This is a genomic window from Thermoleptolyngbya oregonensis NK1-22 (genome assembly GCF_032705245.1).
GTDB classification, from domain to species: domain Bacteria; phylum Cyanobacteriota; class Cyanobacteriia; order Elainellales; family Elainellaceae; genus Thermoleptolyngbya; species Thermoleptolyngbya sichuanensis.
The window spans coordinates 1,416,082-1,428,575 of record NZ_CP053540.1; the positions used below are offsets into that span (position 1 = coordinate 1,416,082).

Here is a 12,494-nt window from a genome sequence, read left to right on the forward strand (position 1 = left end):
AACGAAGAATGAAACTTCTTCACTTTTCTCTCTTCTCTCTTCTCTCTTTCCTTTTTCCTATGCTTCCTTCCTTTGTCCTTGCTTCTGCTTCTCCTGCCCGACGGCGACTGCTGCAACTGGCGGGGATTGAGCCGATTGTCTATCCCAGCGCCTTTGATGAGTCGCAGGTGCGGGAGCCAAATGCCAGCGTGTTGGTGCAAAAGCTGGCGGAGGGCAAGGCACGGGCAGTTGCGCCCAAGTTTCCCGATGCGCTGGTGCTGGGCTGCGACTCGGTGCTGGCGCTGAACGGCGAGATCTACGGCAAGCCCGCCCACGCAGAGGAGGCGATCGCCCGCTGGAAACAGATGCGGGGGCGCGTTGGCGAGCTATATACCGGGCACGCGCTGATCGACGGGGCGCAGGGCAAGATGCTGGTGCGGTGCGGCATGACGCAGGTGCAGTTTGCCAATGTGAGCGATCGCCAGATTGAAGCCTACGTTGCCACGGGAGAGCCGATGAACTGCGCCGGATGCTTCGCGCTGGAGGGTCGGGGCGGGCTATTTGTGGAACAACTGATGGGCTGCCACAGCAACGTCATCGGCCTCAGCCTGCCGCTGCTGCGCCAGATGATCGCCGAGTTGGGCTACGACGTAACGGGCTATTGGTCTGGCGGCTGAAGGATAACGCTTGCCGTGGTTTCACAGTGAGGCGAATCCGATTGTAGAAACTGGAACTTGTGCAACACGGCAGATCGTCAGCATACTTCAGCAGCCACTCCCCTGTCGCACTCACCTGCCCCTCATTCTATCCCCTTATATTCCATCCCCTTATATTGAAGACAGCCCACCCTACCCTGGTGCATCCGCCAGACCGGATGATTTTGCATGAACCTTGCCAAGCTCTTTGCGTCCAAGCGATTTCGTCAACTGCTGGTGCTGCTGGCGGCGGGCGGACTGACCACCATGACGGGTAGCGTCGTTACGCCTGTATTTCCAGAAATTGTGCGAGATTTGCAGCTCGATCGCTCCTGGGCGGGCATGTTGACCAGCACCCACGCCCTGACGACGGCGCTGTTTACGCCCGTGTTTGGCATTTTGGCCGATCGGGTGGGCAAGCGGACGGTGATGCTGCCTGCGCTGCTGTGCTACGCGCTGTTTGGGGTGGCGACGATTTTCATGACGACGCTGCCGACGCTGCTGCTAATGCGGGGGCTGATCGGCGCGGCCAGTGGGGCGGTGGCGGCGGCCACCATTGGGCTACTGGGCACGATGTATGAGGGCGACGAGCGATCGCGCATTTTGGGCTTTGCCACCAGCGCCATGACCACGGCGGCGATTATCTTTCCGCTGCTGGGCGGCTGGGTCGGGCGAAACCAGTGGCAGCACGCTTTTTATCTCTACCTGCTGGGGATTCCACTGATGGCGATCGCCGCGCTGGTGTTTCGGGAGGAACCTCGCAATACAAGCGGTGCGGGCTTGTCTAATACGGGCGGGCTGTTGCCCGTGGTGCGCCAGCCGTCGGTGCTGATGATTTACTTCTTTTTGGCGGCGGCGGCATTGGTGATGCAAGCTACCGTGGCCTATGCGCCGATTTACCTGAAAGAAACCATCGGCGCAGACCCGGCGCTCAACGGCGTGGTGCTGGGTCTGCGGGCGGCGGGGGCGGCGGTGAGTTCGGCTGTGCTGGCCAGTCGGCTGGCGCGACGGTTGAACAATCGACGGGGGGCGATCGCCCTTGGGTTTTGCCTGATGGGGCTGACCATTGCCACAATTCCGTCGCTCACGCAGATTTTTGTCATCCTTCCCGTTGCGGCCCTGTTTGGCGCGGGCTTCGGCATCATTACGCCAAATCTCTACGATTTACTCGCTGATCAGGCTCCGGCAGAGCTACGGGCCAGCGTCCTGGCCATTGGTACGGGATTCAACTCGCTGGGCCTGTTTTCAGCCCCCCTGCTGCTGGGCCCCATTTGGAAGAACGTTGGACTCCCGTTTGTGTTTTACCTGGCGGCGGCGATCGCCCTGCTGGTCAGCCTTCTAAGCCTCCGCCGAGAGCGCAAATTGGAAACCAGGGGCTAAGGGGGGCTAAGGGACTAGAGGCTAAATCCAAAATCCAAAATCCAAGATCTAAAACCCAAAGCCCAAAATCCCCTAGTCCATACAATAGCGATCGCGCCCCTGGGCTTTGGCTCGATACAACGCCCGGTCGGCCTGGTCGAGCAACTTCAGCGGCGAACTGAGGGACGACGGAATGACGCTGACGATGCCGAAGCTGAGGCTGGACGGGGTGCGAGTGACGGGAGAGGGCGGTAGGCCCGTGAGGTTGCGGAGTTCTTTCTGAATCCGCTGCACCACGCGCACCGCGCCCAAACGGTTTGTGTTGGGCAGCACGATGGCAAATTCTTCGCCGCCGTAGCGAGCCACAAAATCTGCCGGACGGTGCAGCGCTCTCCCAATCGCAGTGGCAATTTCCATCAGGCACTCATCCCCTGCTAAATGTCCGTGGGTGTCGTTGTATTGCTTGAAATAATCCACATCACACAGCACCAGCGATAGCGGCGTGCCTTCGCGGGCGGCCCGGTTCCACTCCTGCTGGAGATAGTCGTCGAGATAGCGGCGATTGGCAACGCGAGTAAGCTGATCGTGGGTTGCCAAGTAGGCCAGCTCCTGGTTGGCATACTGCAACTGGCGATATAGCTCCGACTGCTGGATTGCAATGCCCACCTGGGAAGCAAGCTGCTGGATCAGGTCGATTTCGGCGCGTTCCCAGGTGCGCGGCTGATGGCACTGCTGCACCGAAAGCAGCCCCCAGAGGCGATCGCCCTGCAATAGCCCCACCGTCAGCGCTGCCTGCACCTGAAATTGCCGCCAGTAGGCGATCGCCTCCGGAGAAAGTTTCCCTCGCTCCAAACAATCAATCGCCTTAGCATGGCCCCGAACATAAAACTTGAGCCAATCTTCCCCTGGCTCCGGAGCGATGCTTGCGCCCAGCATTGGGGAACGTCCTGACTCAACGGACTCGACCACGATGCCGCAGCGCCAGTCTTCACCAAACTGCCCAATCAGCACCCGGTCAACTTGAAAGAACTGCCGCACTTCATGAACCGTTGTGCTGAGAATCGCATCTAAATCCAGTGATTGGCGGATGCGCTGGGTCATGGAGGCCAGGAGTCGCTGCTGCTGCACCTGCGATCGCAGCAATTGCTCAAGCTGTTTTTGATCGGTAATGTCTTGGGCCGTGCCAAATAGCTTGGTCACAGTGCCCTCTGAGGACTGTCGGGCCCGACCGCGGGCTTCGATATGGCGAATTGAGCCGTCGGGCCGGATAATGCGGGCCTGAAACCGAAAGGGCTGCCCAGTGGTGATCGCCTTTGACAAAATCCGCCGCAGCCTGGGCCGATCTTCTGGGTGATATTGCTGCTCATTTTCTGCCAAGGTCGGAGCGGGCTGCGTTGGATCAAGCCCAAAAACGTGAAACACCTCGGTAGACCAGGTGACGGTCTGAGTGGCCACGTCTAGTTCCCAGCTACCCATGTGCGTGAGCGCCTGGGCCTCTCTGAGCAGGGACTCGCTGCTGGCGAGGGCATCGGTCAGCGCTTGTCGCCGCCGAATTTCCTGGTGCAGTGCGTCGTTCTTCTGGGTGACGGTCGATTGCAGCGCCCGAATCACCTCGCACAGTTCCAGCGGATCGAGCATGTGAACAACGCTGGTTTGCGTCAAAATTCCCACCAGTTCTCCCCGGCTACCCACTACCACCAGCCGCCGAATCTGGTTCTCCTGCATTTGCTGATAGGCGCTCCATAGGGACTGCTGTGGGCTGGTTTGCAGCAGGGGCGTACTCATCACTTCCCCCGCGTAGGTCTGGGCAAGGTTCAGTCCGTCTGCCTGGAGTCGCACAAGGTCTTGCTCCGTCACAATGCCCAAGGGCGCGACATCGCCCTGGGAACCGTCGGTTAGCCCGGATTTGGCTGCCTGTTTTTCGGGTGCGTCGGGCAATTGGGGCAAGGTCGGCACAATCACCACACAACTCACCCGATGCTGCGTCATTTGGTGGGCCAGATCTGCGACGGAGGTGCTGGGCAGGGCCGAGACTACGCGGCTAACCATGACATCCGACACCTGGCGAAATTTCAGCAGGTCGCTGGGCTGGAGCAGATTGCGAATCGAATTTGGGGTCATCACTCCCAGCACTTCGCCTTGGCTGCCAAGAATGGGCAAGTGGCGAATTTTCCGCTGTCGAAAGATTTGCAGCACTGCCAGCAAGTCATCCAGGTCTGTTTCAGCCAGCGTGATTACGGGAGACACCATCACAGTGGCGATCGCCTCGGTTGGCTGGAGAGAACCCCTGGCGATCGCCCGCACCACATCTCGTTCGGTAAAAATTCCTACCAGTTGCCCTGCCCGAAGCACCAGCGCAAAGCTGCTGCGGGTTTCGCTCATGGTGCGGATGACTTGGGCGATCGCCGTGTCAGATTCTACGCTGAGAAACTGGTGGAGAACCCCCTCTGCAAAAAGCTGCTGTCGAGAAATTTGAACCTGAGCCACCTTGCCCTTGAATCTTTTTCAGATGGAACGTTCAGACGAAACGCCAACAGAAACACCAAAACACCCAAAAAAGCCGCTAAGCGCGATTTTATCCGTTTTAGCAAACACGAAGAACCGGGCAAGACGAAATTCACTCATCTCACCCTAAAAGTTCTCTAAAGTTTTTGGTGACGGGCTTGGGTTGCTCAGGCCATCTTCTCGAAGAAGCCCGTAGAGCGATTGGAGCCACGCGAAGAACCTGGCGCTGACCAACCACTGGTGGGTGACAAGGCGACAGTCCGCGCAGGCAGCCTACTCGTTGACCGACGTTTTGGAGCGCTTGATGGGCTTCGGCTTGGGCCCGCTGCCATAGTCGCTGCGGGGACGGCTCTCTTCCACGGGTACGTCGTCGGAGTAGGCGTGGTCGCCACGCATCCAGGCGGGGCGCGTCTGGTCGTAGGCCATCTGCAAGGCCGCAGCGGCGATCGCCCGCATGTCGTACTCCTCACTCAATTGCGTCACAATCGGCAGGAAGGAGGCGAGGCGATCGCCCACCAGCGCTTCCCGCAGTTGCCCCTGGAGCTTCTCTAGATAGCGGGCTTCGATCTGGGCGCGAGTCGGGATCGTGCCCGTTTGCAACTGCTGGCGGATGTGCCGCTCAATGTCCCGCAGCTTGCGCTTGTCTAGCGGCTGAATTAGCGTAATCGCCGTGCCCTCTTTGCCCGCACGACCCGTGCGACCAATCCGGTGGACGTAGCTTTCCACGCTGTCGGGCAGGTCGTAGTTAATCACATGACTCAAATCGTCCACATGCAGCCCGCGAGCGGCAATGTCCGTCGCTACTACCCAGCGCACCTGACGCTGCCGAAAGCGCAGCAGCAGCCGTTCCCGCTGAGACTGGCTGAGGTCGCCATGATACTCATCGACGCTATGCCCGGCGGCTTGCAGTTGGCGAGTTAGGTCTGCGGCGGCTTTGCGCGTGCGGACGAAGATCAATGCCGATTCGGGATCTTCCAGTTCCAAAATGGGCTGGAGGGCGCGGGCTTTCGTCCAACCCCGCGGCACCATGTAGACTACCTGATTAATCCGCGTCGGGGCGGCCTTGGGCTGCTCGATGCTGACGGTAACGGGCGATCGCAAAAACTTGGCCGCCAGTTCTCGAATCGACGGGTCCATTGTTGCCGAGAAAAACGCGGTCTGCCGCTCTGGAGGCGACTGGCTCAGGATTTTCTCCACGTCTTGAATAAAGCCCATGTTCAGCATCTCGTCGGCTTCATCCAGCACCAGCCAGCCCAGCTTGTTCAGCTTCAGGTCGCCCCGCTTCAGCAAGTCCAGCACTCGTCCAGGCGTGCCCACGATAATTTGCACTCCCCGCTGGAGGCGGCTGATTTGCAGGTCGATGGACTGTCCGCCGTAGGTCGGCAAAATTTTCAGGCGGCGATCGTCCGTCAGTGTCCGAATCGACTGATAGACCTGGATCGCCAGCTCGCGGGTCGGTGTCAGGATCAGCGCCTGCACCGCGTTGTTGTTAACGTCAATCTGCTCCAAAATGGGCAGCGAAAAGGCCGCCGTTTTGCCCGTCCCTGTCTGGGCCAGACCCACCACGTCGCGCCCCGACAGCAGATGGGGAATTGCCTGCGCCTGAATCGGTGTCGGTGCGGTAAATCCAGCTTTTTCTAGATGGCGCGCCCGCGCCTCAGACAAACCCAGACTAGTGAATGAAAGCGTCATTAGATCTCCTTAAAGAGTTCAGTTTGCTGAGACACGGCTGAGCGCGCCTCTGAGTTGGGTGCGGGCATCGGCAATCTGCCCGTAGAGGTCATATACGTCGGCTCCGGTGATTTCTACCGTGGCCATTGATCCCAGCCGAGCATCGCCCTGGACATAGACCAGCCCGTCCACTTCGGGAGAGAAGCGGGCCGATCGCCCTACCAATTCGTTTGTTTCGGGATTTTCCTGTTCGATGAGAACGTCTACCACACGCCCTACCTGAGCCTGGTTGCGCCGCAGGGAAATCGGCTGCTGCACCTGCATGAGGCGATCGCGCCGATCGTCCATCACGGCTTGCGGCAGTTGGTGGGGCAGGCTAAAGGCGGGGGTTCCCTCTTCGGCAGAAAAGGTAAACACCCCCACATGGTCAAACTCGTGCCGCTGCACAAACGCCAGCAGGTGCTGAAAATGCTCCTCCGTTTCGCCAGGGAAGCCGACGATAAACGTGGTTCGCAGCACCGCATCGGGGATTGCGGTTTTAATCCGCTCGATGATGCCGTCGTTGACCTGACCCTGCCAGGGACGATTCATCGCCCGCAGCACTTCTGGATGGGAATGCTGCAACGGCAAATCCAGATAGGGCAGCACGTTGGGCGTTTCCTGAATCGCCGCGATCACCTTAGGGGTCAGCCCCGTCGGGTAGGCGTAGTGCATCCGAATCCAGGGCACTTCCACCTCACCCAGCGCCCGTAGCAGTTCCGCCAGCCGGGGTTCGCCGTACAGATCCACGCCATAGTTGGTGGTGATCTGGGAAATCAGGATAATTTCCTGAACGCCCTCAGCCGCAAGCTGTTTCGCTTCGGCGACGATGGACTCGATCGAGCGCGATCGCTGGTTGCCGCGCAGGTGAGGAATAATGCAAAACGCACAGCGATAGTCGCAGCCCTCGGCGATGCGGAGATAGGCCACGCCTTCAGTGGTTGTGCGATAGCGGGGCGTGGTTTCGTCCGCGATGTAAACTGGCTCCGCAGACACTTCCTGAACCCGCTCACCCGCCTCCGCCCGCTGAATCACCTCCACAATCTTGTGGTAGTCCCCAGTGCCCACCACTGCTACCGCTTCGGGGATCTCGTCCAGCAGTTCTTTCTGGAAGTGCTGCGCCATGCAGCCCGTAATTACAATCTTCTTGTTGGCCTCAGCTAGCTCGACCAGGGTTCGCACCGACTCTTCGCGGGCCGCCTGGATAAAGCTACAGGTGTTGACGATGACGTAATCAGCTAATTCTTCGTTTGAATCAACCTGATAGCCGGACTGCACCAACAGCCCCAGCATATGCTCCGTGTCGATTCGATTCTTCTCACAGCCCAGGTGAGACACTGCAATAACTGGCTTAATGCTCATTCAAAACTTGGATAATGTGCGGGTTGAACGGTAAGTCAAACGGTAAACAGAACGAATATGCAGCGATCGCCCGTTACAGTGAAATCCTCACCGCCTTCATCCCCAGCCCTTTCAAGCTACGCAGCCTCGTAACATAATTGAGGTGCGGGGAATACCGTTAAACGCAATCGCACTAATCTAAACTAATCCCTACTATAGCCTAAAACATTACATAACTATACATTTCAGGCACGCTTCATCAAAATACCTATCAAAAGATAGAGTCAGGCGACATCTTGTGGTAGCACCAGACACACTAACCAGATCCACTAGCCAGACCCACGAGACTCTATCGGAACGCTATCGGAACTCTGGGGCTGAATCTATGCTGAACCTGACTTGCTGAACCTGACTTCGATCTCGCGCTTAGGGGAGGATGGTCAACTGCAACCGCGCACCGATTCAGCTTCCAGTGTAGACAATTCTCAGCGGCCTTGGGATTGCCGTCATCGTGCCCTTGTTGCTGTAAAGTTGAACGTATGCGGGTGGACTGTGTGCAGTTCGCTCGTTGCTCAGCAGGTTCGCCAACTCGTAGATTAGTTAGGGATTTAAGCGACTTTTCTATCGTCAACCCATAGCGACCGTTTTAGAACTGGCTTCGTCAATTATCTAGCCGCGTGGACTTAACGCAGATTTTCAAAACAAAGCATCCGGTGATTGGGGTTGTGCATCTGTTGCCACTGCCCACATCGCCCCGCTGGGGAAACAGCCTCAAAGCCGTCATTGCGCGGGCCGAGCAGGAAGCAACTGCGCTGGCATCCGGCGGCGTGGATGGGCTAATCGTTGAAAACTTTTTTGATGCGCCCTTTACAAAGGACTCTGTTGATCCCGCAGTGGTCAGCGCCATGAGCCTAGTGGTGCAACGGCTGATGAACCTGGTGACGCTGCCGATCGGCGTGAACGTGCTGCGGAATGACGCTCGAAGCGCGATGGCGATCGCCACCTGCACCCGCGCCCACTTTATCCGGGTCAACGTGCTGACGGGCGTGATGGCGACCGATCAGGGGTTAATCGAGGGTCGCGCCCACGAGCTATTGCGCTATCGCCGTGAACTGGGCAGCGAGGTCAAGATTTTTGCCGACGTGCTGGTGAAACACGCCCGCCCGCTAGGGTCGCCCAACCTGACGACTGCTGTGCAGGAAACGATCGAGCGGGGTCTGGCGGATGCGGTGATTCTGTCCGGTTGGGCCACGGGCAGCCCGCCCAGCCTGGAAGACTTGGAACTGGCCAGCGCCGCAGCAGGCGACACGCCCGTATTCATCGGCAGCGGAGCCAGTTGGGAAAACATTCCTCGCCTGATCCAGGCGGCAGATGGTGTAATCGTGTCTAGTTCGCTGAAGCGCCACGGACAGATTGAGCAGCCCATCGACCCGATCCGCGTCAGTCAGTTTGTGGAAGCGATGCAGCGTAGCCTCTCGGAGAAAGCAGAAAAAGCAGCCAATCTGCCGACTCAATCCGCAGCGCCGGAACGACTGGCAGCCCGCGAAGGTTAGGAAGCTTGGGTGATGCGGCGGCTGTGCAGAGCAGAAATTTTCTAGGGCATAGTGGGCGATCGCTATGATACGCTAGAGAAGTTGTCTAAATTCGCACATCCGGGCTTTCGGGTGTTCTGAAGACCCAGGTATCAAGGCTTTCAAAGAATTTGCAGCGGATTGAGTGTCGCGCTGCGCTTCTCCTTGGTCACCGGTTCAGGATGCTCCCGGATGGAGGAATAACCCGAAAGGAGATTAAATTCATGCCAGTTGTTTCATTGGCTCAGTTGCTTGAGTCAGGGGTTCACTTTGGGCACCAAACTCGCCGCTGGAACCCCAAGATGTCGCCCTACATCTACACCTCGCGCAACGGGGTACACATCATTGACCTGGTGCAGACTGCCCAGTACATGGATGAAGCTTACAGCTACGTCCGTACCGAAGCCGAAAAGGGCAGCAAGTTTTTGTTCATTGGAACCAAGCGTCAGGCTGCGGGCATTGTGGCTCAAGAAGCCCTTCGCTGCGGTTCCTACTTCGTAAACCAGCGCTGGCTGGGCGGCATGTTGACGAACTGGGCCACGATTAAAACCCGCGTCGATCGCCTGAAGGAACTGGAGCGTCGCCAAGAGACGGGGCAGCTTGATCTGCTTCCCAAGAAGGAAGCCGCGATGCTGCGCCGCGAGCTAGAGAAACTCCAGAAATATCTGGGCGGCATCAAAGCGATGCGGAAGATTCCCGATGTTGTGGTGATTGTTGACCAGCGCCGGGAATATAACGCCGTGCAGGAGTGCCAAAAGCTGGGTATTCCCATCGTTTCGCTGCTAGATACCAACTGTGATCCTGACTTGGTAGACGTGCCGATTCCTGCCAACGACGATGCGATTCGCTCAATCAAACTCATCGTCGGTCGTTTAGCAGATGCCATCTACGAGGGTCGCCACGGCCAGTTGGATGCAGAAGAAGAGTACGACTACGAGGGCGCTGAAGAAGAGTACGACTACGAAGATGCCGAATTCGCAGACGATGAAGAAGGCGAAGAAAACTAGGCATTGGAGGTGAAGGAAGCAGGGATCTGCGGGTCGGCTTCGGGCTTGAGCAAGCACCTGACACCTGGCCCCTGATCCCTGTAACCTAAGACCTGGATAGCAACAGTTCAACCACTTGCACACGGGGACTCAACGAACATGGCGGAGATTTCGGCAAAGCTCGTCAAGGAACTGCGCGACAAGACTGGCGCAGGGATGCTGGATTGCAAAAAAGCCCTTGCAGAATCCGATGGCGACATTGAAAAAGCGGTGGAATGGCTGCGGAAGCGAGGCATCACCAAAGCGGAAAAAGCGCTGAGCAAGACGACGGCAGAGGGACTGGTTGGAAGTTATATTCACACGGGCGGCCGGGTTGGTGTGCTGGTTGAGGTCAACTGCCAGACTGACTTTGTGGCGCGGAACGAATCGTTTCAGCAGTTGGTGCGCGATGTGGCGATGCAGATTGCGGCTAGCCCCAACGTAGAATATGTGAAGGTGGCTGATATTCCTGAGGACGTGATTGCGAAGGAAAAGGAAATTGAGGCGGGCAAGGATGACCTGTCCAATAAGCCGGAAGCCGTCCGCGCCAAGATTGTGGAAGGCCGCATTGAGAAGCGCCTGAAGGAACTGTCGCTGCTGGATCAGTCCTACATCAAAGACCAGAGCATTACCGTTGAGGAGCATATCAAGAATGTGATTGCCAGCCTGGGCGAAAACATTCAGGTACGTCGCTTTGTGCGGTTTGTGATGGGTGAAGGCATTGAGAAGGAGGAGACCGACTTCGCCGCAGAAGTGGCTGCCCAAACTGGCGCGAAGGAAGAACCTAAGGCTGAAGCTCAAAAGGAAGAACCCAAGGCTGAAGCCCAAAAGGAAGAACCCAAGGACGAACCTAAGGCTGAGCCTAAGGCTGCACCCAAGGCTGAGGTGAAAGAAGAGAAGAAGAAAAAGAAGAAGTAGGATCAGAGCAGGGCTGGATTTTGAGAGCCTGAGTTCAGTTTCTCGGATTCCAGCGCATCGTCTATTCGTCTAATCGATTCGGACGAGAGGCTTTGTCAAGAGGCTTTGTCGAACGCTGAAAAAGGCTAGGGTGTGAAAGCAGCAGGCTGAAAGGTCTGAGTTGCTTTTATGCTCTAGTCTTTTGGCATTGCATGAGGGACGGCTATGGCAAAAACGGTTGAGCAAATTGAGCAAGATTTGGCGGCGCTGGTGGGGGCGATCGCCAAGTTGCAGCAAGAATTTGAGCAGGTCTATCGCGGCTATCTGACGGAGCTAGGAACGACGACCCGCCAGCAGCTAATCATGGCCAGCTACCACCTCTGCACGCAGGGCTATCCCGATGCATTTCTGAGCCTTTCGGTGAGCCAGCGTGAGGCATTGCAGCGATCGCTCCGTCAGGTCGCCCAGGCGGCCCAAGATCGTCTGCTGCGGGCGCTAGACGAAGATGAGTGCTGGGACGCTGATGCAGAGCCAACACCCGATGCGCCGGAGGAGTCTAGGGGGCTGATCCTGTCGCAAGATGAGGCAGCAGAACTGAGAGCCGCGTTAAACGAGAAGTTTGGACTGACAGAAGTGGAGTTTGACGATGACTCCTATGAGGACTCGTATTTTGACGAGCCACCGGAGAACCTGGGCGAGGATTCGGAATCTAACGGGGAAGGCGTAGTGGCGGGCGATTCGGGAAGCGATCCCTACGGGAATCGCCCCCAGGATGCCCCTACTTCTTCAACTCAGGAGCTTGCCATCACAGATGCGCTGAATGCTTCTCCGGAGGACCTGCTCGAAGCAGCCGCAGCGTCTCTCTCGCGGGCAACCTCCGAGGCAGCCGCCAAAGCCAAGGCCAAAGGCGCTTCCAGTTCCAATCAAGCGCCGTCGCCGATGGATTATCTAGCGCGGTGGCAAGCGAAAATTGAGCGACGGATTGCCGCAGTGCTGCGCGACCAGTCCCAGGCGGCGAATCGTCTGCTGCACCAGGTCAACATTTTGCCCAACCAGATCCCTGCGCCGATTATGGAAGTGGCGGCCAAGGCAGGCGCATCTGACTCGACGCTCGGCCCGCCCAACCTGTTGAACTTGATGATCGAAGCGCAGGGCGACAAGCCAGATCAGGTCTCGATTACTCGAATTGTGGCAATTCGCCTGCGGCTGTCGGAGCTAGAGTTTGGGTCGCCGCTGTTGGCCAACTGGCGCTCAAAGCTGCGCGGGTTAAACGCCCGCCTCAAGCAGCTTGGCCAAGAATACGAGAAAAAGTCTCGCGAACGGGCGATCGCCCAGGCAGAGCAGGCGTGGCGTTCGACCTGGCACGAAGATTGAGGCTGGCCAAACCCAGTAATTCACTTTAGAATTCCAGC

General features: G+C 57.8%; 9 protein-coding genes. 6 read left to right on the forward strand and 3 right to left on the reverse strand.

Annotated elements, in window-relative coordinates:
- Positions 1-59 precede the first annotated feature (59 nt).
- Both HNI00_RS06075 and HNI00_RS06080 read left to right on the forward strand, forming a co-directional pair.
- A complete protein-coding gene (locus HNI00_RS06075) occupies positions 60-656 on the forward strand; it encodes a Maf family protein (protein WP_316791590.1) in 597 nt (198 codons plus the stop codon).
- Between the two features lie 207 nt (positions 657-863).
- The gene (locus HNI00_RS06080) at positions 864-2,054 is read left to right on the forward strand and encodes an MFS transporter (RefSeq protein ID WP_316791591.1); all 1,191 of its coding nucleotides are present in this window, start codon (positions 864-866) and stop codon (positions 2,052-2,054) included.
- A 72-nt stretch (positions 2,055-2,126) separates the two neighbouring features.
- Here HNI00_RS06080 and HNI00_RS06085 read toward each other — a convergent pair whose 3' ends face one another.
- The 3 genes from HNI00_RS06085 to rimO form a co-directional block, all read right to left on the reverse strand.
- Positions 2,127-4,520, reverse strand: coding sequence for a diguanylate cyclase domain-containing protein (locus HNI00_RS06085; RefSeq protein ID WP_316791593.1), 2,394 nt, complete (start codon positions 4,518-4,520; stop codon positions 2,127-2,129).
- A gap of 291 nt (positions 4,521-4,811) precedes the next feature.
- Positions 4,812-6,230: a DEAD/DEAH box helicase gene (locus HNI00_RS06090; RefSeq protein ID WP_316791594.1), complete on the reverse strand. Its 1,419-nt coding sequence runs from the start codon at positions 6,228-6,230 to the stop codon at positions 4,812-4,814.
- A gap of 18 nt (positions 6,231-6,248) precedes the next feature.
- Complete coding sequence (gene rimO, locus HNI00_RS06095) at positions 6,249-7,610, reverse strand: 30S ribosomal protein S12 methylthiotransferase RimO (RefSeq protein ID WP_316791595.1); 1,362 nt, start codon at positions 7,608-7,610, stop codon at positions 6,249-6,251.
- Positions 7,611-8,266: 656 nt separating this feature from the next.
- On the opposite strand from rimO, the gene btpA reads away from it, so the two are divergent.
- From btpA to HNI00_RS06115, 4 genes are all read left to right on the forward strand, one after another.
- Positions 8,267-9,142: a photosystem I biogenesis protein BtpA gene (gene btpA / locus HNI00_RS06100; protein ID WP_172358595.1), complete on the forward strand. Its 876-nt coding sequence runs from the start codon at positions 8,267-8,269 to the stop codon at positions 9,140-9,142.
- A 242-nt stretch (positions 9,143-9,384) separates the two neighbouring features.
- Positions 9,385-10,167 carry a 30S ribosomal protein S2 gene (gene rpsB, locus HNI00_RS06105; RefSeq protein ID WP_172358594.1) on the forward strand — a complete coding sequence of 261 codons (783 nt, stop codon included), beginning with the start codon at positions 9,385-9,387 and terminating at the stop codon, positions 10,165-10,167.
- A gap of 138 nt (positions 10,168-10,305) precedes the next feature.
- Positions 10,306-11,103: a translation elongation factor Ts gene (gene tsf / locus HNI00_RS06110; protein ID WP_420156252.1), complete on the forward strand. Its 798-nt coding sequence runs from the start codon at positions 10,306-10,308 to the stop codon at positions 11,101-11,103.
- Positions 11,104-11,307: 204 nt separating this feature from the next.
- Entirely contained in the window at positions 11,308-12,456 is a 1,149-nt protein-coding gene (locus tag HNI00_RS06115) for a hypothetical protein (protein ID WP_316791596.1), read from the forward strand.
- The last annotated feature ends 38 nt before the right edge of the window (positions 12,457-12,494 follow it).